This is a genomic window from Phenylobacterium sp. (assembly GCF_036495085.1).
Classification (GTDB): Bacteria; Pseudomonadota; Alphaproteobacteria; order Caulobacterales; family Caulobacteraceae; genus Phenylobacterium.
This window is the reverse complement of the sequence record NZ_DASXNL010000174.1, coordinates 18928-41872: the sequence shown is the minus strand read 5'-3', so window position 1 is coordinate 41872 and position 22945 is coordinate 18928. Positions and strand designations below refer to the sequence as shown.

The following is a 22945-nucleotide window of genomic DNA, read 5'->3' as shown; positions in this document are numbered from 1 at the left end:
AAGCATATCTTACGCGCGGGACGCTTACCCTTGGCCCACGGGGCCTCGGCCTCTTTGGAGGCTAGCTTGAAAACGATCCTTGTAGCGCTTGCGGGCGTATCCCTCCTTACTCTCGCCTCTCCGGCGGAGGCTCAGCGCGGCGGCTGGGGCCATGGCGGCGGCGGCGGCTGGAGCGGGGGCGGGGGTATGTCCGGCGGCTCGCGCGGCGGCGGCTGGTCCAATGGCGGCGGCTGGAGCCATGGCGGCGGAAGCTGGGGCCACGGCGGATGTTGCGGCCACGGCTTCCATAATACGGTCTTCGTCGGTGTCCCGTTCTTCACGGGCTTCGGCCTTGGCTTCGGCTGGGGCTGGAGCGCTTTCAACCCCTGGTTCTGGGGTGGACCCTACTACGGCTGGGGCGGACCCTATTACGGTTGGGGCCCGTCGACGGTCTACTATGACTCTGCCGCGCCACCGGGGACGCAGGCCGTCCCTCCGCCGCCGGGCGCCGAGGAAAGCCAGGCGCCGGCCGCTTGCGGCTCGTGGGTCTGGGACACCGCCAAGCAGGCCTACCACTGGGTTCCCTGCTAAGTGATTGGCTATTGCGGCTGCGGTGTTTGGGCGCCCGACGGCAGCGTCTCGCGGTCGAAAATCTGTTGCTGCTGAGGGGTCAGGCGCGCGTAGAAGGCGCTGACCGCCGCGCTCTCGCGTCGAAAGTCGATGGCGTCCTGCGCCATGGTCGCCTCGATTAGCGCGATGCGCCTGGGCGTAGGCACCAGCGGCAGCAATTCTGTCGTCGCCCGGTGGCGCGCAATCGCCTGAGGATCGGGCGCAATGGCCATCGTATAGTCGTGCCAGGCGCCCTCTTGGCCGTCGCTCAGCCGCAATTCATCGTGCAGGCGGATCAGTTTCGCAGTGACTGCCTGCTCCGCTTGGGCGTGCTGTTGCCCGTACTGACCATGCTGCGAATGCGGCATTTGCTGCATTTGCTGCGCCCGCGCCCCGCCGGCGGTCGCAACAGCGGCGCAAAACCCCAAGACAATCCAACGCATGGCGCAAAGCCCTAAAGCGCGACCCTCGCGATGTTTATCGCACGTCGTAGTGGGGCTGGAAATGCGAGTCAGTGGTCCAACGGGCCTGAGATGGGACCAAGGCCTAACCGGCTTGACCAGGAGAACAAAAAGGGAATAAGAACGAAAGCGGAACGAGTCACAGGCTTGTCCACAACAACGCCCACAGGAGGATGCGACACATGGTTCGTCTGGCCCGGGAATCACTGGCCTTTGCGTCAGTGGCGAGCTTTGTCTGGATGATGTGCGTGGTGGCGGCTCACGTGGGCTGAGCGCGATGCGGATGGGGGAGGCGGCAGGCGTGGACGCGGAGAGCCCCATGGGCGGCGAAGGGGGCTTCGTCCACCTGCGCGTGCGTTCCGCCTATTCCCTGCTGGAAGGGGCGATCAAGGCCGACAAGATCGGAGTCTTGGCGGCCGGCGAGGGCATGCCGGCGGTGGCGTTGACCGATCGGGCGAACCTGTTCGGCGCACTGGAATTCTCCATCACCACCAAGGAGGCAGGCGTTCAGCCAATTATCGGCTGCGCGCTGCCGGTCAGCGGCATCGGCGAGAGGCAAGCCGAGCGCTGGGCCAAAACCCCCACCCTCGTGCTGCTGGCCCAGAATGAGCGGGGCTATGCGAACCTCAGCGAACTTTCCTCGGCGGCGTTCCTGGAGGTGGACCCGGCTGACGAGCCGAACGTCTCCTGGGAAAAGGTCTGCGCGCACGCCGAGGGACTGATCCTACTTTCGGGCGGCCCTGACGGCCCGGCCGACCCGCTCTTCTCGGCCGGGAAGGTCAAGGAGGGTCGCGCGGTCTTGGCCGAAATGGAACGGGTCTTCGCAGACCGATTCTACGTCGAGTTGCAGCGTCATGGCGTGGCCGGCGAAGCGGCGGCGGAACCGCAGCTGGTGGCCTTCGCATATGAGGCGAACGTGCCGCTCGTCGCGACGAACGACGTCTATTTCAAGAACGCGGCCATGCATCTGGCCCATGACGCGCTGCTCTGCATCGCCGACGGCGCCTTCATAGGGCAGGACGAGCGGCGCCGGGTCACGGCGGAGCACTGGTTCAAATCGGCGAGGGACATGCGGGCCCTTTTCGCCGACCTGCCCGAGGCCTGCGACAACACCCTCGATATCGCGCGGCGCTGTGCCTTTGCGGTCCCCAAGCGTGACCCGATCTTGCCACGCTTCCCGACGGAAGGCGGCCGGTCGGAAAACGACGAACTGGCCTATCAGGCCCGCGAGGGCCTGATAGCCCGCCTGAAGATCAACCCGCCCTCTCAGCCTATCGAGGTCTACGAGGAGCGGTTGGCCAAGGAGATCGGCGTCATCACCTCGATGGGATTCGCAGGCTACTTTCTGATCGTCTCGGACTTCATGAAGTGGGCTGTCGCGCACGGTGTCCCGGTGGGGCCGGGCCGCGGTTCCGGCGCGGGTTCGCTGGTGGCCTGGTCCTTGATGATCACCGGCCTCGACCCCTTGAAGTACGGCCTGATCTTCGAGCGCTTCCTGAACCCCGAGCGGGTCTCAATGCCCGACTTCGATATCGATTTCTGCCAGGAGCGGCGCGATGAGGTGATCGCCTACGTCCAACAGCGCTACGGTCGTGACCGGGTCGCCCAGATCATCACCTTCGGAACCCTGCAGGCACGCGCTGTGCTGCGCGACGTGGGGCGTGTGTTGCAGTTGCCCCTGGGGCAGGTCGATCGACTCGCCAAGATGGTGCCAGCCAACCCGGCGAACCCGGTGACGCTCGCCAAGGCCATCGAGATCGAACCGCGCCTGCGCCACGCACGCGACGAGGACGAATCGGTGGCCCGGCTGCTGGATATCGCCCTGCAGCTGGAGGGCCTCTACCGGAACGCCTCGACCCACGCGGCCGGCATCGTGATCTCCGACCGGCCTTTGACCCAGCTCGCGCCGCTTTACCGTGATCCCCGCTCCGAGCTGCCGGCAACCCAGTTCAACATGAAGTGGGTGGAGAGCGCGGGGCTGGTGAAGTTCGACTTCCTGGGCTTGAAGACCCTGACGGTCGTCGACCGGGCGATGAAGCATCTGGAGCGGCGTGGCGCGGGCTTTGCGCTGGAGACCCTGCCGCTCGACGACGCGCCGGCCTACGAGGTGATGGCCGCGGGCGCGACAGTGGGCGTGTTCCAGATGGAAGGGCAGGGGATGCGCGACACCCTTCGCCAGCTGCGACCGCAGTCCCTGGAGGAGGTGACCGCGCTGATCTCGCTCTATCGGCCGGGGCCGATGGATTCGATCCCGGCCTATGTCGACACCAAGATGGGGCGCAAACCCCTCGACGTGCTGCATCCGCTGTTGGCGCCGGTGCTGACGGCGACCTACGGGGTGATCGTCTACCAGGAGCAGGTGATGCAGATCGCCCAGATCCTGGCGGGCTACTCCTTCGGCGAGGCGGACCTGCTGCGCCGCGCCATGGGCAAGAAGAAGAAGGAGGAGATGGACAAGCAGCGGGCGCGCTTCATGTCCGGCGCCGCCGAGCGCAGCGTGGCCCCCGATCTCGCCGACCTGCTGTTCGGCCTGATGGAAAAATTCTCGGGCTACGGGTTCAACAAGTCCCACGCCGCGCCCTATGCCCTGATCGCCTATCAAACGGCCTGGCTGAAGGCGAACGCGCCGGTCGAGTTCTTCGCCGGCTCGATGAGCCTCGACCTCGCCAACACCGACAAGTTGTCGGTCTTCTATCAGGACGCCAAGCGGTGCGGCGTGAAGATCCGCAGGCCGGACGTGAACGTCTCGGGCGCCGACTTCGAAGTCGAGGACGGGGACGTGCTCTATGCGCTGGGCGCGATCCGCAATGTCGGCCTGCAGGCCATGGAACATGTCGTCGCTGTGCGCAGGGCCGGCGGGCCGTTCACTGACATCTTCAATTTCGTCGAGCGCGTCGATCCCAGGCAGGTCAACCGGCGGACCTTCGAGACGCTGGCTCGCGCCGGCGCGTTCGACTCGCTGAACCCAAATCGCGCCGAACTCGTGGAAAACGCCGAGATGCTCGTCGCCCACGGCCAGGGCGTCTCCGCGCGCCAGGCTTCGGAACAGATGGATCTCCTGGGAGATGCCTCCGCTGCAGCTGCAGCGGTCGCCCGGAAAATGCGGCGAGCCGACCCCTGGACTCCGGTGCAGCGGCTGGACGAGGAACTGGCCGCCGTCGGCTTCTATCTCTCCGGACATCCTCTGGACGACATGGTCGAGGCTCTGCGGCGCCGGCGCACCGAGCTCCTCACCGACGCGATCGCCAAGGCGGAGGCCGGCGCCGAGGCGCTGCGCATGGCCGGTGTCGTGCGGCGCAGGCAGGAGCGCGCGGCGCAGAGTTCCGGCGAGAAGTTCGCCTTCGTGACCCTTTCCGACCCTACCGGCGAGTATGAGGTGCTGTTCCCGCCGGAGAGCTGGCGACGTTGCCGGGACCTGCTGGAGCCCGGAGCCGCGGTCGCCATCACCGTGCGCGCCAAGGCCAAGGATGGCGAGGTCCGCTTTTTTGGCGACACGGCCGAGCCTGTCGCCAAGGCGGTCGAGAACGTCGTCGCGGGCCTGCGGGTGCACTTGGCGGCGCGAAGCGCCGAGATCGAGTCGCTGAAAAAGCGACTGGAAGGCGTGACGAACCCGCGCGGCGGCGAGATCGTGCTGGTCGCTGGGGTGGGTTCAGGTCGGGAAGTGGAGATGAAGCTCCCGGGCCGCTTCACCCTCGACGGCGCGGTGCGCGGCGCGATCAAGACAGTGTCTGGAGTGATGCTCGTCGAAGACCTTTAGGGTCTTGGGATTCGCGAACAGGTTTCAGCTTGCAAGGCCCGGCTTCCGCCTGCGGCGAGAACGGCCCGCCGACAGCCGTTCGCGGCCCTTGCACCGGCGCTTGGTCTCGTCTGCCGGCGAGAACTAAGCCCCGCCTCGGTTGTCCGCTGACGTGCGAGAGGGGCCTACCGTCACCGGTGACGACGCCTCTCTGTTGCTTTTTGGCGCTCGATCCCTTAAGTGCCCGGCCTCAATCCACACGCAGGCGTTTGGCGACGCGGCGGGGAGACATCCCGCCCGCTTCCATTCCGGTCCTCTCCCCAGTGCTTGGCGAGGGGGTGCCTGCGGAGGTTCAACCGGATAAAGGACGACAAGACCTATGGCACTGCCCGATTTCTCTATGCGTCAGCTCCTCGAAGCCGGCGCCCACTTCGGCCACCAGACCCACCGCTGGAACCCGAAGATGGAGCGCTACATCTTCGGCAGCCGCTCCAACATCCACATCATCGATCTTTCGCAGTCGATCCCGCTTCTGCACCAGGCCCTGGTCAAGGTGCGCGAAGTCGCCGCCGGCGGTGGACGGATCCTTTTCGTCGGCACCAAGCGTCAGGCGTCGGAACCGATCGCGACCGCCGCCCGCCGCTGCGCCCAGTACTATGTGAACCACCGCTGGCTAGGCGGCACGCTCACCAACTGGCGCACCGTGTCGGGTTCGATCGCGCGCCTGCGCGAACTGGAAGGTGTGCTGGAAAGCGACACCGGCCGCACCAAGAAGGAGCTCCTGCAACTCACCCGCGAGCGCGACAAGCTCGAGCTCTCCCTGGGCGGGATCAAGGACATGGGCGGCATCCCCGACCTGATGTTCGTGATCGACACCAACAAAGAAGCGATCGCCATCCAGGAAGCGCGCAAGCTCAACATTCCGGTGATCGCGATTCTCGACACCAACTGCAATCCGGACGGCATCACCTTCCCGATCCCAGGCAACGATGACGCCGCGCGCGCCATCCAGCTCTACTGCGACCTGCTGGCTGACTCGATCCTCGACGGCCTGGCCGCCGGCCAATCGGCCGCCGGCGTCGACCTCGGCGCGGCCGAGGCCCCCGTGGAGCCGTCGCTGTCTCGTGCAGACGCTGCGACCGAAGCCAAGCCGAAGAAGGCCAAGGTCGCCGAACCCGCAGCCGCCGTGCCTGCGAGCGAAACCGCTGCGGAGCCGGTGGCCGAGGCTGAACCGACCCCGGACGAGCAAGCTCCCGGCGCCGACGCCGAAGCGGAAGCCGCCTCCGAGCAGCCGAGCGAAGAACAGGCCAGCTGAGACCCCTCAAAGCGTCTTACTGACCGACTACCCCTTGTTCAGGGCGGATTCCGTGAGGAGTCCGCCCGACCTCTATAGCTTCAAAGGAGCTGACCATGGCGGAGATCACCGCTGCGCTGGTCAAGGACCTGCGCGAAAAGTCCGGCGTTGGCATGATGGATTGCAAGAACGCCTTGCAAGAGACCGGCGGCGACATGGAAGCCGCCATGGAACTTTTGCGTAAGAAGGGTCTGTCCAAGGCCGAGAAGAAGTCGGGTCGCGCGGCCGCCGAGGGCTTGGTGGCCGGCAAGGTGAGCGCCGACGGCAAGACCGGCGCGCTGATCGAGCTGAACGCGGAGACCGATTTCGTCGGCAAGAACGAGACCTTCCAGTCAGCCGCGCGTGAAATCGCCGACGTCGCCCTGACCACCGAGGGCGTCGAGGCCATCTCCGCGGCCAAGACGGACAAGGGGCAGACCGTTGCGGACATGGTCACCCACATGATCGCCACCATTGGCGAGAACATGCGCCTGCGCCGTTCGGCCCGCCTCACGGTGAGCCAGGGAGCGGTCTCGCTCTACCTGCACAATGCGCAGGGCGACGCCGTTGGCCGTCTGGGCGTGATCGTTGCGCTGGAAAGCGATGGCGACCAGGCTGCACTGAAGGACGTCGGGCGCAAGATCGCCATGCACGTGGCGGGCACGCCGATGCCGCCGCTGGCGCTCTCCACCGACGACCTCGACCCGGCCGCCGTCGAGAAGGAAAAGAAGTTCCTCACAGAGCAGGCGTTGGAAAGCGGCAAGCCGATCGGCGTGGTTGAGAAGATGATCGAGGGCCGGATCCGCAAGTGGCAGGAAGAGGTTGTGCTCCTGAAGCAGCCTTTCGTGATGAACCCGGATCAGACCATCGAGCAACTCGTCGCCGAGACCGCCAAGCAGGTGGGCTCGCCCGTCACGCTGAAGGGCTTCGTACGCTTCCAGCTGGGCGAGGGCGTGGAAAAGGCCGAGGGCCTGGACTTCGCCGCCGAAGTGGCCTCGCTCGCCGGCCAGGGCTAAGCTTCCCGGCGAGTCACTTTCCGAGGGCGCGGTGCGTTCGACGCGCGCCGCGCCCTTGGTCTATGTTGAGCTCGAGAGCTCAATTCAACGAACCCCCGGGGGATAGCGCCCATGCCCGACGCTCAGCCGCGCTACAAACGCATCCTCCTGAAGCTGTCAGGGGAGGCGGGGGTCGGCGGTGAAGGGTTCGGCATCGATCCCAAGACGCTGCAGGCGGTCTGCGAAGATGTCGCCCAGGTGGTCCGGGCCGGCGTGCAGGTCTGCCTGGTGGTCGGCGGCGGCAACATCTTCCGTGGCGCGGCCCTGGCGGAGAGCGGTATGGAGCGGGCCAGCGCAGACTACATGGGCATGCTGGCGACGGTGATGAACGCACTCGCCCTGCAGGCCTCGCTTGAGAAGATCGGCATCTACACCCGGGTGCAGTCCGCCATTCCCATGGAAGCAGTCTGCGAGCCCTATATCCGCCGTCGCGCCCTGCGCCATCTGGAGAAGGGGCGAGTGGTGATCTTCGCTGCGGGCCTCGGCGCTCCATTCTTCACGACCGACACTCCAGCCGCGTTGCGCGCCGCAGAGATGGGCTGCGATGTGCTGCTCAAGGGTACCAGCGTCGACGGCGTCTATACGGCCGACCCGAAGAAGGATCCGGATGCGAAACGCTACGAGACCTTGAGCTACAAGGAGGTCCTGTCGAAGGATCTGCGCGTCATGGACACGTCCGCTGTCAGCCTGATGCGCGACAATCACATCCCGATCGTGGTCTTCTCGATCCGTGAGCGGGGAAATCTCCTGAAGGTGTTGCAGGGCGACGGCGTCTTCACGACCATCGCCTAAGACCTCCAGCCGCGACGAAGGGAGCGACAACATGGCTACCGCCGAAAAGCCGGTGCTTTCCAAATACCGGGACCGCATGGACAAGGCGGTCAATGCCCTCAAGGAAGAGTTCGCGAGCCTGCGAACCGGCCGCGCATCCGCCAGCCTCCTCGACCAGGTGCACGTGGACGCCTACGGCTCGACCATGCCAATCAACCAGGTCGGTGCGGTCTCGGTGCCGGAACCTCGGATGATCAGCGTCAGCGTCTGGGACAAGGCGTTGGTGATCTCCGTGGAAAAGGCCATCCGCTCCGCAGGCCTGGGCCTCAATCCGGTGACGGACGGCCAGAACCTCCGGATCCCGATCCCGCCGCTTACCGAAGAGCGCCGCAAGGATCTCGCTAAGATCGCCGGCAAGTACGCCGAGCAGCAACGCATTGCTGTGCGCAACATTCGGCGTGACGCCAACGAGGACCTGCGCGCCGCCGAGAAGGCCCACGTCATAAGTCAGGACGAGGAAAAGCGCATGGAAGCCGAGGTGCAGAAGCTGACCGATGAGGCGATCAGGCGCGTGGACGAAGCCTTGAAAACCAAAGAACAAGAGATCATGCACGTCTAAGGCCGTGCGCCGACGAAAGCCTTAAGGACCGAAATCCACCTCAATGGCCGCCCAAGAGAACACGCCGTCCACGGGCGCGCCTGACCAAGGCGCGGGGCAAGGTGCCCAGTTGCACGTCGCCATCGTCATGGACGGCAACGGGCGCTGGGCCAAACGCCGGGGCCTGCCTCGGACCGTCGGCCACCAGGCGGGCGTCGAGGCGCTGAAGCGTATCGTCCAGGCAGCGCAGGGGCTGGGCATTCGTTGGCTGACGATCTTCGGCTTTTCGACCGAAAACTGGAGCCGTCCTGTCGCTGAAGTGGCGGAGTTGATGGCGCTTCCGCAGCGCTACTTCCGCAGCGATCTGCCCAGGCTGGAGCGTGAAGGCGTCCGCGTGCGCGTGATCGGCCGCCAGGAGGGATTGTCCCGCGACCTCCTCAAGATCTGCCGCGAGGCCGAGGCGCGGACGGCCCACAACTCCAATCTTTTCCTGACCATCGCCTTCAACTACGGCGGTCAGGCCGACATTACGGACGCCGCCCAGCGTTTCGCCGAGGAGGTAGCTGCCGGGCGCGCCAAGCCGGCCGATCTCACCGAGGCCGGATTTGCCCGCTACCTTTCCACCCGCGACCTGCCGCCGCCTGATCTGATCGTGCGGCCGTCGGGCGAGCAACGTTTGTCAAACTTCGTCCTATGGGAGGCGGCCTACGCGGAGTTCGTGTTTCAGGACGTCCTTTGGCCCGACTATTCGCCTGAACACCTGAAGGCCGCCATCGCCGAGTATCACACGCGTGATCGCCGGTACGGCGCCGTCGTGGCCGATGACGTCCTTGCCGCAGGCTAGGCGTTTCGATTGGTCCAACCTGGGCCTGAGGATCGCCTCGGGCGTGGTCCTGGTCCCAACGGCCCTATACGCCACCCTAGGGCAGCATCAGCACTTCGTGCCGGCGTTGCAGGGCCGACAGGAGGCTCTGCCTTATCTGTTGCTGATCTCAATCGGCGTTGCGCTTCTGGCCATCGAGTGGGGTGGGATGAGCGCGCCCGGCGCGCCGGTGCGGGTGTCTGCGGCGGTGACAGCGGCCGTGCTCTCGGCCGTGTTCCTCGGTTACGAGAAGCATTTCGTGCTCGCTTGGCTGGCCCTGCCGGTAGGCGCCCTGGCCGCAGCCCTGGTGGCTCGGGGCGTGGCCGAGCGGCCTGCGGACGCAGCTTATGGGGTCTTCTACATCGCGCCCGCGGCCGTGTGCCTGGTGTGGCTGCGCGCCACCAACCAGGGTGTCTGGTGGACGCTCATGCTTTTTGCCGCCACCTGGGCGGCCGATATCGGCGCCTTCGCCGTCGGCAGCGTGCTCAAGGGCCCGAAGCTCTGGCCCCGGTTCTCGCCGAACAAGACATGGTCGGGATTCTTTGGCGGCCTGGCTGCAGCCATGGCGACGGGTGCGCTGATGGCGTCCCTGCCGTATTTCCAGCTGAACCTCTGGGCGGCTGCGTTCATTGGTCTGGCGGTCGGACTGGCGACCATGGCGGGCGATCTTTGGGAATCGGCGCTGAAGCGTCGTTTCGGCGTCAAGGACTCGGGGGATATCATCCCGGGCCATGGCGGCTTGCTCGACCGTGTGGATGGGTTGATGTTCGCTGTGGTGGTGATGGCGGCCGCGCGCCTGGCCAATGAGATCGGATGGGGCCATTGAGCCTACCGAGAAAAGTCACGGTCCTGGGCTCGACGGGCTCCATCGGGGTCTCGACGCTTGACCTCTTTGCCCAAGCCAAGGTCGAGGTAGAGGTCGTGGCGCTGGCGGCGGGCCGAAATGTGGAGCTGCTGGCGGACCAGGCGCTGCAGTGGCGCCCGCAGCTTGCGGTGATTGAGGATGAGTCGGCCCTGCCGCGGCTGCGAGAGCGGCTGGCAGGCTCCGGGGTCCGGACCGCTGCCGGCTCGGCCGCGGTCGTTGAAGCCGCCGCAGCCGACGCTCAGTGGGTCATGTCGGCAATTGTCGGATTTGCGGGCCTGGCGCCCACGCTCGCGGCGGCAAAGGCAGGGGCCATTGTTGCGCTCGCCAACAAGGAGAGCCTGATCTGCGCTGGGCCAGGGCTGCTGCGCGCCGCCAAGCTCGCCGGCGGCGTGGTGATTCCGGTGGACTCTGAGCACTCGGCGATCTTCCAGGTGTTCTCCCCATCCAACGCCCAGCATGTGGCGCGGTTGATCTTGACGGCTTCCGGCGGTCCCTTCCGCGCCTGGACGCGCGAGCAGATGGCGCGAGCCACGCCGGAACAGGCCCTGGCGCATCCAAACTGGAGCATGGGCGCCAAGATTTCGGTGGATTCGGCCACCATGATGAACAAGGGCCTCGAAGTGATTGAGGCGGCTTACCTCTTCGCCATGCCTCCGGAGCGCGTCGAGGTGCTGATCCACCCTCAGTCCATCGTCCACAGCCTTGTGGAATACGCCGATGGCTCGACGCTTGCCCAACTCGGCCCGCCGGACATGCGCGCGCCGATCGCGTGCGCATTTGCGTGGCCGGATCGGCTGCCCTGGCCCGCTCAAAAGCTCGATCTGGCGCGTTGTGGGCCTCTCAGCTTCGAAGACCCCGACCTCGACCGCTTTCCGGCGCTCCGCGTCGCCAAATCGGCGCTTACCGCCGGCGGCGTCGCGCCCACGGCCATGAACGCGGCGGACGAAGTGGCCGTGGCCGCGTTTTTGGGCCGGCGAATCGGCTTCCTTGATATCGCCGCAACTGTGGAAGAGACATTGATCCGGATGGATCGCCAGAATCTGCTCTGGCGGGCCGAGAACGATCTTGTGGAAGCGGCCCGCTCAACCGATGCGACCGCGCGCCGCGTGGCCGAGGAAGTTGTTGGCGGCCTAATGGCGCCGGCCTGAAGGAGTAGAGACAGCTGATGACCGGTCTTCTGTCCAATCTGCTATTCTACGTCATCCCGTTCCTGGTCGTGGTGGGTGTGGTCATAACTGTCCACGAGTTCGGCCACTTCCTTGCGGCCAAGGCGCTTGGCACCAAGATCGACCAATTCTCCATCGGTTTCGGCAAGCCGCTAGCCCACTGGACCGACAGATCCGGAGTGGAGTGGCGGCTGGGCTGGCTTCCGGTCGGCGGTTTCGTTCGCTTCGCCGGCGACGACAATGCCGCAAGCGTACCCGATCAGGATGATCTGGAGGTTCTGCGCCGCGAGCTGGTGGCGCGGGAAGGGACCGCCGCGCTTGGAAGCTACTATCACTTCAAGCCGATCTGGCAGCGCATGGTGATCAGCGCGGCAGGCCCGGTCTCCAACTTCCTGCTGTCCATTGCGATCTTCGCCACCCTACTCATGGTGCTCGGCGAGACGATCGTGCCAGCGCGAATCGAAAAGGTCGTGCCGGGCGGCCCCGCGGCGCGGGCCGGGTTCCAAGCGGGCGATGTCATCGTCAAGGCGGACGGCAAACCGATCAGGACCTTCGACAGCGTCAAGCAACTGATCATCCTGCGCACCGGAGTACCAATCCCCTTCGTCGTAGAACGTGGCGGGCAACAGGTGAATCTGGTGGCCACGCCCGAGCGCGGCGACGTCACCGACGCCGTCGGGCACAAGCATCGCCTGGGGATGGTCGGAATCCAGTTCGCCGACCGTGCCGACGAGCGGCGGGTCCAGCGCTACAATCCTATTCAGGCGTTGGCCGGAGGCGTCGATAAGACCGTCGACGTCGTCCGCACCACAGTTTTCTATATCGGTCGGATGGTGAGCGGTCGCGAGAGCGCCGACCAGATTTCCGGACCGCTGGGGATGGCCCAGATCTCGGGCGATCTCGCCAAGCAGACGGCGAGCGCGTCGAAGGACCTGCCGTCTTTCGCCGCCAACGCTTTTCTGACGGCGCTGCTGCTTGTTGCTAATATTTCGGTCGGCATCGGATTCCTCAATCTGATGCCGATTCCTGTGCTGGATGGGGGACACCTGCTGTTTTACGCCTATGAGGCTGTGGCGAGACGCCCACTTGCTGCCAAGGTTCAGGCGGTAGGGTATCGCGTGGGCCTTGCGCTAGTTCTCGGATTGATGTTGTTCGCCACCGTGAACGATCTGCAGCGCCTGCGTGTGTTCAATTTCCTTGGCGGGCTATTCTCCTAACCCCCAACTTTTCCAAAACGGCTGATTCGATGCATCGACACCGCGCCCGTAGCGCTGCGCTAGTTTCCGGCCTTGCCGGTCTTCTGGCCTCAACCGCGCTCGCGACGCCTAGCCTGGCGTTCGCGCAGCCGCCGCCTGGCCCGGGCGCGGCGCCATCTCGCGCGCCCGCACCGCCTGCCGCTCCAACCGCCGCGCCCGCCGCTCCAGTGACCCCCGGTGCGGCTACGACGCCTGCGCCGCAGACGCCGGTCGTGCAGAGCGGGGTCGTGCAGCGGATCCTGGTGCGCGGCAACGAGCGGATCGAGCCCACCACTGTGATCTCTTACCTACCGATCTCGGTGGGCGAGACGATTGACCCGGCGAAGATCGACGCAGGCCTGAAGGCGCTCTTCCGCACGGATCTGTTCTCAGACGTGAAAATTGACTTCAACAGCGGTGACCTCGTCATCACCGTCGTTGAGAACCCGATCATCAATCGGGTGCTGTTCGAGGGCAATTCCGGCATCAAGGAAGACAAGCTGCGCGACGAGGTGACGGTGCGCCCCCGTGGCATCTTCACCCGCGCCAAGGCGCAGGCTGACGTGGGGCGTATCGTCGAACTCTATCGGCGCTCCGGCCGGATCTCCGCCACGGTGACGCCGCAGATCGTCGAGCTGCCGCAAAAGCGGGTCGACCTGATCTTCAAGATCGATGAGGGCCCCAAGAGCGGCGTCCTGCGCGTCAACTTCCTTGGGAACAAGGCGTTTTCGGACAACGACCTTCGCGACGTCGTGGTGACCGAACAGTCGCACTGGTACAAATTCTTCTCATCCAACGCCAACTACGACCCGGACCGGCTCGAGTACGACAAGGAGCAGCTGCGCAAGTACTACCGCAACCGGGGCTACTACGACTTCCGCGTCAGTTCCGCGGTCGCCGAGCTCTCGCCCGACAAGAACGGCTTCGTCGTCACCTACACCCTGGACGAAGGTCCGGAGTACAGGTTCGGCAAAATCAACGTCGAGACCGACCTTAAGAAGCTCGACAAGAACGTGCTTCGGGCGCTGGTGCCGTTCCACCGCGGGGACATCTATCAGGACGAGAAGATCGAGCAGGCGTCGGACGCCTTGACCTTCGCCGCCGGCGCGGCGGGCTTTGCCTTCGTCGACGTGCGTCCGCGCTACGTTCCCAACCGGGCCAAGGGCACGGTCGACGTGGACTTCGAGGTGAAAGAGGGGCCGCGGGTCTACGTCGATCGTATCGACATCGTCGGCAACACCCGCACCCTGGACTATGTGATCCGCCGCGAGATGAACGTCGTCGAGGGCGACGCCTACAACCGCGTGCTGGTGGATCGCTCCAAGAACCAGATTAAGGCGCTCGGCTTCTTCAAGGACGTCGAAATCACCGAGGTCCCGGGCTCGGCGCCGGACCGCACAGGCCTGCAAGTGAAGGTCGACGAACAGCCCACGGGTGAACTCTCGTTCAGCGCCGGCTACTCGTCGGTCGACCAGCTGGTGGTCGACCTTGGCGTCACCGAACGCAACTTCCGGGGTCGCGGCGAGAACGTGCGCGCCCGCATCTCGATCGGCTCGCTGCGCCAGCAGGTCGACTTCTCGTTCACCGAGCCGCGCTTCCTCGGCCGCGACCTCGCGGCCGGTTACGATGCCTACTACTACAAGTACGACCTGACCCAGTTCTCAGCCTACAAGACCACCAGTCTCGGCACCGGGGTGCGGCTGAACTTCCCGCTCAGTCTCAATTCGCGCGGGTCACTGCGCTACACCCTGCGCACCGACGATGTTGAGATCGACCCCTCGTTCTGCGACCCGGCCAATCTGCTGGTCTCGCCCTCGCTGTGCGCGCAGCGCGGCAACTTCCTGACCTCCCTGGTCGGCTACGGCTATCGGTTGGACCGACGCAACGACGCAATCAATCCGACCCGCGGCTTCTACTTCCAGGTCAACCAGGACTTCGCGGGCCTTGGTGGCGACGTGAAGTACGTCAAGACCGAGGGCGACGGCGGCTGGTACTACGGCTTCAACAAGACCTACATCCTGAGCATCACCGGCACAGGCGGTGTTGTCGAGGGTTGGGGCGGCGACCACGTCCGGATCAACGACCGCTTCTATGAAGGCGGCAACAGCTTCCCCGGCTTCCAGACCGCTGGTATCGGCCCGCGCGACCTGAACCTCGGGCGCACCGATGCGCTAGGCGGCAAGGTTTATGCGATCGGTTCGGCGGAGCTGACAATTCCAACCTTCTTGCCCGAGCAGTACGGGATCAAGGCTGCGCTGTTCACCTACGTTGGGACACTTGGTCTCCTCGACAACGTGGACAAAAAGTCCATCGATCCCACCACGGGTCTGCCCATCAATGATCCGCTGATCAAGGATGACCTTGCGCCACGCGCCTCGGCGGGCCTGAGTATCTTCTGGAAGTCGCCCATGGGTCCGATCCGCTTCGACTTCAGCCAGATTCTCCTGAAGCAGGACTACGACAAGACCGAAACCTTCAGGTTCTCAACCTCAACCCGGTTCTAGGAATATCATGACCACCAAATCCATCGCCGCCGGCATCCTCGCCGCCGCCGTCGCCGTCTCGGCCGGCTCCAGCGCGTTCGCGCAAGCCGCTCCCGCGCCTACCGCGCCCGCGGTTACGCACGGCCCGGCCATACCGGGCGTTTGCATCATGTCGCTGGAGAACGCTATCGGCACCTCCACCGTCGGTCGCTACGTCGAAGGTCGCATGCAGCAGATCGTCGCCCAGGTGAACGCCGAGCTGAACGGCGAGAAGGCCGCGCTCGACAACGACGCCAAAGCGCTCGACGGCCGCCGCGCCAGCCTCGACCAAGCCTCCTTCGAGCAACAGGCTTCCGCGATCCAAGTCCGCGCCAATACGCTTCAGCGCAAGGCCCAGGTACGCGACCGCGAAGTCTCGGCAACCGAGCAGAAGGCCGTGGGCCGTATCGGCCAGGAAATGGAGCCGCTGATCCGGCAAGTCTATCAGCAGAAGGCCTGCTCGGTGCTTCTGCAGCGCACCGCCGTGGTGATCGCCAACCCGGCGATGGACATCACCCCGCAGGTGGTGACCGCGCTGAACGCCAAGATCACCCAGTTCGCCTTCGACCGTGAACATCTCGATACCGCGCAGGCTGCCGCGCCCGGCGGAGCCCCGCCGATCGTCCAGACGCCGCAGACCGCGCGTCCGGCGGCTCCGGCCAAGCGGTAAACCTAGGGCGGGTCGCCGCACTCAAACCATGCCCGATCCGCGCTTCTTCGAAGACCTGGGGCCCGTCACGCTCTCCGAACTGGCTGAGCTGACGGGCGCCCGCCTGGCCGACCCCGCCACGGGCGGCCGCCTGATAAACTCCGTCTCGGTGATGGCCGGCGCGACCGCCGAAACAGTCACATTCCTGAGCGACAGGAAACTGCTGGCGTTGGCGCAAGAAACCCGCGCCGGCGCCTGTTTCGTGTCCCCCGATAACGCAGCGGCCTTGCCCCCAGGTTGCGCGGCCCTGGCGACCGCCTCGCCGCAGGCAGGCTATGCGATGGCGGCGGGACGTCTTCATCGCGCTCGGTTCAACGCCGGGGACACGCTCGTTTCTCCCGAAGCCACAATCGAGCCCGGTGTGCTGCTCGGACCGGGCGTGGTGGTCGCGGCAGGGGCCCAGATCGGCCGCGGCACGCGCATCGGAGCGAACACGGTGATCGGGCCGGGCGTCGCGGTCGGCCGTGATTGCGAGATTTCCGCCAACGTCACCATTGGTTTCGCGCTTATCGGTGATCGGGTCCGCATCTTGGCCGGCGCGGCGATTGGCGAAGCGGGCTTTGGCGCGACCGCGGGGCCCAAGGGCCTTATCGACATCCCGCAGCTTGGGCGTGTCATCCTGCAGGACGGCGTGAGTGTCGGGGCCAACAGCTGTGTCGATCGTGGCGCTTTTGAAGACACCGTGCTTGGCGAAAACACCAAGATCGACAATCAGGTGCAGATCGGACACAACACCCGTGTCGGGCGAAATTGCGTAATGGCCGCCCATACGGGGATTTCCGGCAGTGTCACCATCGGAGATGGCGCACAGTTCGGGGGCCGCGCCGGGGTGGCCGACCACCTCACCATCGGTGACCGGGCGCGGATTGGCGCGGCCGGCGGGGTTATGCGTGACGTTCCGGCCGGTGAGACCTGGGGCGGCTTCCCTGCCAAGCCGCTCCGTCAGTGGATGCGGGAAGTGACGTGGCTCGGCAAGCAAGCGAGCCGCAAAGAGGGCGACGCATGAGCCGCAAGGCGCCGGTGAGCGACACGCCCACCGATATCGACATCACCGAGATCCTGGCGCGCATCCCGCATCGCTATCCGTTCCTGCTGGTCGATCGATGTGAGGACTACAAGCCGCACGAATCCATCGTCGGCATCAAGTGCGTGACGGTGAATGAGCCCTTCTTCCAGGGTCACTTCCCGGACTACCCGGTGATGCCCGGTGTGCTGATCGTCGAGGCGCTGGCGCAGACCGGCGCGGTGCTGATGTCGAAATCGCTGAACGTCGACGTCGGCGGCAAGGCCATCTTCTTCATGTCGCTCGACAATTGCCGCTTTCGCGCGCCAGTCCGTCCCGGCGCGGTGATCCGACTGGCGGTCGAGGTTGTGCGCGCGCGAGGCGATGTGTTCAAATTCCGCGGCCGCGCCCTGGTCGACGAAAAGGTCGCGGCCGAAGCCGAATTCGCGGCCATGGTGGTGGATACCCAGTGAGCGTTGACATCCATCCGACGGCAATCATCGCCAAGGGCGCCGAACTGGCCGATGGCGTCAGCATCGGTCCGTATTCGATCATCGGCGAGCACGCCAAGATTGGCGCACGGACGATGCTTGCCTCGCATGTGGTCGTCGAGGGCCATACGCAGATCGGCGAGGATTGCACGGTGCGCAATTTCGCAAATCTAGGGGGGCCACCGCATCATACCGGTTACCAGGGCGAGCCCACCGAACTGATCATCGGCGACCGGAATAAGATCTGGGAACATGTGACTATGCACATCGGCACGCCTCAGGGCGGCGCCGTGACCAAGGTTGGCGACGACGGCATGTACATGGCGACCAGCCATGTCGGCCATGACTGCTCGGTCGGCGACAATGTCATCCTGGCGCATTCCGCGACGCTCGGCGGCCACGTGCACATTGGGGACTTCGTTATGGTGAGCGGCCTGGCAGCCGTGCACCAGTATTGCCGGGTCGGGCGATATTCGTTTATCGGCGGCCTGGCGGCGGTGACCAAGGACGTGATTCCCTACGGGCTGGTCTGGGGCAACCACGCTCACCTCGAAGGCCTGAACCTCGTAGGCCTGAAACGCCGCGACTTCGGCCGCGACACCATCGGTGAGCTGCGCTCGGCCTACCGCCTGCTGTTCGCCGAGGAAGGCACTTTTCAGGAACGCATCGACGATACCGCGGTGACGTTCGGCCATAGCGCCCCGGTGATGGAGATCATCGACTTCATCCGCGCCGACGCTGGACGTCCGCTTTGCCTGCCTGAACGCGAAGTCTGATGCAGAAGCTCGGGCTGATCGCCGGCGGCGGAAGCCTGCCCGTCGAGATCGCCGAGCATTGCGTGCGCGCGGGGCGCCCGCTGTACGTCATCCGCCTGAGAGGTTTCGCCGGACCCGAACTCTTGCCCTTTGCAGGCGCCGAGGTTGGCCTCGCCGAACTCGGCAAATGCATCAAGGCGCTGAAGCGGGAGGGCTGTCGGGCGGTGTGCCTGGTGGGCAACGTCGCGCGGCCCGATTTTGCGACCCTGATGCCGGACCTGCGCGGCCTAACCGCCTTGCCGGCCGCCATCGCCGCGGCGCGCAAGGGCGACGACGCACTTCTGCGGATGCTGGTGGGCGAGTTCGAGAAAGAAGGCTTCATTGTCGAGGGCGCGCATGAGGTCATGGACGATCTCGGCCTGGATCTCGGTCCGTTAGGCCGCCTGTCGCCCTCTGAGGACCAGCTTGCCGACGTCCAACATGCGATGCACGTCGCCCGCGCCATAGGTCGGCTCGACGTGGGCCAGGCAGTCGCCGTCTGCCGCGGCCTGGTGCTGGCGGTAGAAGCCGCAGAAGGCACCGACGCCATGCTGGCGCGGGTGGCCAACCTTCCGCAGGCGTTGCGCGGCAGGCCTGGCGCGAGCGCCGGCGTCCTGGCCAAGGCGACCAAGCCGACCCAGGAAAAGCGCGTGGACCTGCCCACGATCGGTCTGGCGACCATTCGCGGTGTGGCGAGCGCGGGCCTGGCCGGCATTGTGGGCGAGGCGGGCCATCTGCTTGTCCTGGACCGGGAAGCTGTCATCCAGCTCGCCGACGAACTCGGGGTCTTCATTCTGGGGGTGGAGCCGCAGGCGTCATGACCCGTCCCCTGACCGTCATGCTGGTGGCGGCGGAAGCCTCGGGCGATGATCGGGGCGCGGGGCTGGCGCGGGCGTTGAAGCGCCGCATGGGCGAGGGTGTCCGTTTCGTCGGTGTCGGCGGCGAGCGGATGGCCGCTGAGGGCGTCGAGAGCCCCTTCGACATCGCCGACATCTCGATCCTGGGCCTGCTGGAGGGCCTGCTGGCCTATCCTCGCATCGTCCGGCGCGCTGACGAGGCCGCCGCCCTGGCGGCCCGTGAGAAGCCCGACGTGGCGGTGCTGATCGATTCCTGGGGGTTCACGCTCAGGGTCGCCCAGCGCCTGCGCCGGCTCGATCCCGCGCTGCCGCTGATCAAATACGTCGGGCCGCAGGTCTGGGCGACCAGACCCCATCGGGCGAAAACCCTCGCCGGCGCCGTCGATCACCTGTTGTCGATCCACGCCTTCGATGCGCCGTACTTCGAAGCGGAAGGCCTGCCGGTGACGTTCGTCGGCAATTCGGCGCTCAACCTCAACTTCTCAAAAGCCGATCCCCAGCGCCTGCGCGCCCAGATCGGCGCAGGGCTTGAAGATCCGATACTGCTGGTTCTGCCCGGCAGTCGGCCAGGCGAGATCCAGCGCGTTCTGCCGCCTTTCGAGGACGCCGTGCGGCGGCTGAAGGCGCAGCGCCCGGACCTGCATATCGTCGTGCCGACCACCCCCACCGTCGCCGACCTCGTCAAGGCCCGCGTCGCCGGCTGGTCGTTCCGCGCTCACGTGATCGAAGGCGACGAGAGCAAGCTCGACGCCATGAAGGCGGCCACCGTCGCGCTGGCATGTTCCGGCACCGTGACAACGGAAGTCGCGCTCGCGGGCGTAGCCATGGTCGTAGGCTACAGGATCGGAGCTGTGACCTACGCCCTTCTCAAAGGGCTCATCCGCACGAAATACATCACCCTTTTCAACATCGCGGCCCAGGCCTTCGTGGCGCCGGAGCTGGTGCAGGCGCAGTGCACGGGGCCGAATCTGGCCCGCGAAGTGGCCTTGAGGCTCGATGATCCGGAACTGCGCAGCCGCCAGGTTTTGGCCCAATACGCCGCGCTTGACCGCATGGGTCGCGGCGGCCCCGATCCGTCCGAAGCCGCCGCCGATGCGGTCTTGAAGGTCGTCGCCGACCGAAAAGGGGCCAGGCCTTAGCCGCGCTTTTCGACGGGCACGTAAGGCCGCTGCGCGGAGCCGGTGTAGAGCTGGCGGGGACGGCCGATCTTCTGATTTGGATCCTCGATCATTTCCTTCCACTGGGCGATCCATCCCACCGTGCGCGCGACCGCGAACAGCACCGTGAACATTTCCGCCGGGAAGCCCAGGGCGCGCAGCGTGATGCCCGAGTAGAAATCGACATTCGGGTAGAGCTTGCGCTCGATGAAATACTCGTCGCTGAGCGCGATCCGTTCCAGTTCCATCGCGACCTTCAGCAGCGGGTCGTCGCCGTGGCCGACCTCGTCAAGCACTTCGTGACAGGTCTTCTGCATCACCGTCGCGCGGGGGTCGTAGTTCTTGTAGACGCGATGGCCGAAGCCCATCAGCCGGTAGCGCCGATCCTTCACACCCTGGATGTACTCAGGGATCCGGTCGACGGTCCCGATTTCCTTCAGCATGTTCAGCGCTTCTTCGTTCGCTCCGCCGTGGGCCGGACCCCAGAGGCAGGCGATGCCGGCCGCGATGCAGGCGAACGGATTGGCGCCTGAGGAGCCTGCCAGCCTTACCGTCGAGGTCGAGGCGTTCTGTTCGTGATCTGCATGCAGGATGAAAATCCGGTCCATCGCCCGCGTCAGAACGGGATTCGGCTTCCAATCCTCGGCCGGAACCGAGAAGCTCATTTTCAGGAAGTTCTCGGCATAGGACAGGTCATTGCGCGGATAAACGAAGGGCTGGCCGCGGAAGTACTTGAAGGCCCGCGCGGCGATCGTCGGCATCTTGGCGATCAGCCGGTGCGACGAGATCATCCGCTGCTCGGGATCGTCAATGTTGGTGCTGTCGTGGTAGAAGGCTGACAGCGCTCCGACGGCGCCGGTCATGATCGCCATCGGATGAGCATCCCGTCGGAAGCCCTGGAAAAACCTATCGAACTGGTCGTGCAGCATCGTGTGGTAGGTGATGTTGTGTTCGAAGGTCGTGTACTCGGCGGCGGTCGGCAGCTCGCCGTGCAGAAGGAGGTAACAGACCTCCAGGAAATTCGACTTCTCGGCGAGCTCGGTGATCGGATAGCCGCGGTGCAGCAGAACGCCGGCGTCGCCGTCGATATAGGTGATCTTGCTCTCGCAGCTCGCCGTCGAGGTGAAGCCCGGGTCGTAGGTAAAGGCGTCGCTCTCGGCGTAGAACTTGCGGATGTCGACCACGTCGGGGCCTGTCGTGCCCTTCAGCACCGGCAGGTCGATCGTTTTGCCGCCGATGCTGATCTTCGCCGTGTCGGCCATACCTATCTCTCCGGGAAATGCCGTGTCGTGAAACGCGTGTTCGACCCGGCTTATAACGCGTTAGCCGCCAAGCGAAAGCGCATCGTCAAGCCGGCCAAGGCTTTCGTCTTTTCCGAGCGCTACCAGGGCGCCGGCGAGGTCCGGGGCGGGCGATCCGCCGGACAGCGCGGCGCGCAGCGCCGGGCCGATCTTGCCCAAGCCCACGCCTTCGCTCTCGGCGAATTGTCGGTTCAGCGCCTCTAGCGCCGAAACGTCCCAGGCTGGAGCGGCCGCGAGGACTTCGCGCAGGCGGCCAAGCCGACCACGGGTCTCCTCGCTAAGGAGGTCGCGGGCCTTCTCCGGAAGCTCCAGAGGGCGCCGCTTTAGGGCGAAGACCGTGGCATCGGCCAGCTCCAGCGTGGTCTTGGCGCCATCGCGGACGTGGGGGATGACCCGTTCCAAAACGGCGATGTGGTCGTCATGCAGCGGCCAGTCGCGGCTCTTGTGAACATCGGCCACGAGCTTGGCTAGGCGCGCCGGGTCCGCCAGGCGCAGATAGTGGTTGTTGAGGTGATTGAGCTTGGCCCAGTCGAGGCGCGCAGGCGCGCTGACCACGTCTTTGATGTCGAACCAGTCGATCGCCTGCCTGTCGCTAAAGATCTCGTCGTCGCCATGACCCCAGCCGAGCTTGGTCAGATAGTTGCGCATGGCCTCGGGCAGGTAGCCCATATCGGAGAACTCGCTCACGGCCTGCGCGCCGTGGCGCTTGGAAAGCTTGGTTCCGTCCGGTCCATGGATAAGCGGCAGGTGCGCCCAGACCGGCGGGGTCCAGCCCAGGCCTTGATAGATCAGCGTCTGGCGCGCGGCGTTGTTTAGGTGGTCGTCGCCCCGGATCACATGCGTCACGCCCATCTCGTGATCGTCGACGACGACGGCCAGATTGTAGGTCGGCGTGCCGTCGGTGCGCAGCAGGATCAGGTCGTCGAGGTCCCTGTTCTGGAACCGCACGAGGCCCTTCACTTGGTCGTCGATGAGCGTCTCGCCCTCGAGCGGACACTTCAGCCGCACCACGAAGGGCCGGTCCGGCGCATCGTTCGGCGAGGCGTCGCGCCAGGGCGAACGGACGACGCGGCCCTCGGCGCGGGCCAGCGCGCGCTCCACCTCAAGTTCGTCCGGCGTCATGTAGTCCCGATAGGCCGAGCCGCGAGCCAGCATCTCGTCGGCCGCCAGTTTGTGGCGGTCCGCGCGGGCGGCTTGGAATACCGGCGTCTCGTCGGCCTCCAACCCCAGCCACGCCAGTCCGTCAAAGATCACCTGCACCGCCGCCTGGGTCGAACGTTCGCGGTCGGTGTCTTCGATGCGCAGCAGGAATTTACCGCCGGTGTGCCGGGCGTATAGCCAGTTGAACAGCGCCGTCCTGGCTGTGCCAATGTGCATGGCGCCGGTGGGCGAGGGGGCGATACGGGTGACGACTGGGCGGTCGGACATGGTAGGTGAGGGG

General features: G+C 65.6%; 21 protein-coding genes. 18 read left to right on the top strand and 3 right to left on the bottom strand.

Annotation, left to right across the window (positions count from 1 at the left end; genetic code table 11):
- The first annotated feature begins 66 nt into the window (after positions 1-66).
- Entirely contained in the window at positions 67-570 is a 504-nt protein-coding gene (locus VGI62_RS19495) for a hypothetical protein (RefSeq protein ID WP_331506232.1), read from the top strand.
- A gap of 8 nt (positions 571-578) precedes the next feature.
- Here the strand turns inward: VGI62_RS19495 and VGI62_RS19490 are convergent, their stop codons facing one another.
- The gene (locus VGI62_RS19490; RefSeq protein ID WP_331506231.1) at positions 579-965 is read right to left on the bottom strand and encodes a Spy/CpxP family protein refolding chaperone; all 387 of its coding nucleotides are present in this window, start codon (positions 963-965) and stop codon (positions 579-581) included.
- A 266-nt stretch (positions 966-1231) separates the two neighbouring features.
- Here VGI62_RS19490 and sidA point away from each other — a divergent pair, with 266 nt between their 5' ends.
- From sidA to lpxB, 17 genes are all read left to right on the top strand, one after another.
- Complete coding sequence (sidA, locus tag VGI62_RS19485) at positions 1232-1321, top strand: cell division inhibitor SidA (RefSeq protein WP_331506230.1); 90 nt, start codon at positions 1232-1234, stop codon at positions 1319-1321.
- A gap of 47 nt (positions 1322-1368) precedes the next feature.
- On the top strand, positions 1369-4806 hold the full coding sequence (gene dnaE / locus VGI62_RS19480) for a DNA polymerase III subunit alpha (RefSeq protein ID WP_331506229.1): 3438 nt from the start codon (positions 1369-1371) through the stop codon (positions 4804-4806).
- A 358-nt stretch (positions 4807-5164) separates the two neighbouring features.
- Positions 5165-6100 carry a 30S ribosomal protein S2 gene (gene rpsB, locus VGI62_RS19475; protein ID WP_331506228.1) on the top strand — a complete coding sequence of 312 codons (936 nt, stop codon included), beginning with the start codon at positions 5165-5167 and terminating at the stop codon, positions 6098-6100.
- Positions 6101-6195: 95 nt separating this feature from the next.
- A complete protein-coding gene (gene tsf, locus VGI62_RS19470; RefSeq protein ID WP_331506227.1) occupies positions 6196-7134 on the top strand; it encodes a translation elongation factor Ts in 939 nt (312 codons plus the stop codon).
- A gap of 111 nt (positions 7135-7245) precedes the next feature.
- Positions 7246-7965 carry a UMP kinase gene (gene pyrH, locus VGI62_RS19465; RefSeq protein WP_331506226.1) on the top strand — a complete coding sequence of 240 codons (720 nt, stop codon included), beginning with the start codon at positions 7246-7248 and terminating at the stop codon, positions 7963-7965.
- A 31-nt stretch (positions 7966-7996) separates the two neighbouring features.
- Positions 7997-8563, top strand: coding sequence for a ribosome recycling factor (gene frr, locus VGI62_RS19460; protein WP_331506225.1), 567 nt, complete (start codon positions 7997-7999; stop codon positions 8561-8563).
- Between the two features lie 43 nt (positions 8564-8606).
- On the top strand, positions 8607-9386 hold the full coding sequence (uppS, locus tag VGI62_RS19455) for a polyprenyl diphosphate synthase (protein ID WP_331506224.1): 780 nt from the start codon (positions 8607-8609) through the stop codon (positions 9384-9386).
- Positions 9364-10230 carry a phosphatidate cytidylyltransferase gene (locus VGI62_RS19450; RefSeq protein ID WP_331506278.1) on the top strand — a complete coding sequence of 289 codons (867 nt, stop codon included), beginning with the start codon at positions 9364-9366 and terminating at the stop codon, positions 10228-10230. Before uppS ends, VGI62_RS19450 begins: the two co-directional genes overlap by 23 nt.
- Entirely contained in the window at positions 10218-11417 is a 1200-nt protein-coding gene (locus VGI62_RS19445; protein WP_331506223.1) for a 1-deoxy-D-xylulose-5-phosphate reductoisomerase, read from the top strand. The genes VGI62_RS19450 and VGI62_RS19445 overlap by 13 nt, the downstream gene beginning before the upstream one ends.
- Before the next feature lie 17 nt (positions 11418-11434).
- On the top strand, positions 11435-12652 hold the full coding sequence (locus VGI62_RS19440) for an RIP metalloprotease (RefSeq protein ID WP_331506222.1): 1218 nt from the start codon (positions 11435-11437) through the stop codon (positions 12650-12652).
- 29 nt (positions 12653-12681) lie between these two features.
- Positions 12682-15174 (top strand): outer membrane protein assembly factor BamA, encoded by a 2493-nt coding sequence (gene bamA, locus VGI62_RS19435; RefSeq protein WP_331506221.1) that lies wholly within the window; start codon positions 12682-12684, stop codon positions 15172-15174.
- A gap of 7 nt (positions 15175-15181) precedes the next feature.
- Positions 15182-15862, top strand: coding sequence for an OmpH family outer membrane protein (locus tag VGI62_RS19430; protein ID WP_331506220.1), 681 nt, complete (start codon positions 15182-15184; stop codon positions 15860-15862).
- Positions 15863-15890: 28 nt separating this feature from the next.
- The gene (gene lpxD, locus VGI62_RS19425; RefSeq protein WP_331506219.1) at positions 15891-16907 is read left to right on the top strand and encodes a UDP-3-O-(3-hydroxymyristoyl)glucosamine N-acyltransferase; all 1017 of its coding nucleotides are present in this window, start codon (positions 15891-15893) and stop codon (positions 16905-16907) included.
- Positions 16904-17377, top strand: a complete 474-nt coding sequence (gene fabZ / locus VGI62_RS19420) for a 3-hydroxyacyl-ACP dehydratase FabZ (RefSeq protein ID WP_331506218.1) — start codon at positions 16904-16906, stop codon at positions 17375-17377. The genes lpxD and fabZ overlap by 4 nt, the downstream gene beginning before the upstream one ends.
- Positions 17374-18171 (top strand): acyl-ACP--UDP-N-acetylglucosamine O-acyltransferase, encoded by a 798-nt coding sequence (lpxA, locus tag VGI62_RS19415; RefSeq protein WP_331506217.1) that lies wholly within the window; start codon positions 17374-17376, stop codon positions 18169-18171. The genes fabZ and lpxA overlap by 4 nt, the downstream gene beginning before the upstream one ends.
- Positions 18171-19010 carry a UDP-2,3-diacylglucosamine diphosphatase gene (gene lpxI, locus VGI62_RS19410; RefSeq protein WP_331506216.1) on the top strand — a complete coding sequence of 280 codons (840 nt, stop codon included), beginning with the start codon at positions 18171-18173 and terminating at the stop codon, positions 19008-19010. The genes lpxA and lpxI overlap by 1 nt, the downstream gene beginning before the upstream one ends.
- Entirely contained in the window at positions 19007-20185 is a 1179-nt protein-coding gene (gene lpxB, locus VGI62_RS19405; protein WP_331506215.1) for a lipid-A-disaccharide synthase, read from the top strand. The genes lpxI and lpxB overlap by 4 nt, the downstream gene beginning before the upstream one ends.
- Here lpxB and gltA read toward each other — a convergent pair.
- Entirely contained in the window at positions 20182-21465 is a 1284-nt protein-coding gene (gene gltA / locus VGI62_RS19400) for a citrate synthase (RefSeq protein WP_331506214.1), read from the bottom strand. The genes lpxB and gltA overlap by 4 nt on opposite strands.
- Before the next feature lie 60 nt (positions 21466-21525).
- Positions 21526-22932, bottom strand: a complete 1407-nt coding sequence (gene gltX, locus VGI62_RS19395; RefSeq protein WP_331506213.1) for a glutamate--tRNA ligase — start codon at positions 22930-22932, stop codon at positions 21526-21528.
- Positions 22933-22945: the final 13 nt, after the last annotated feature.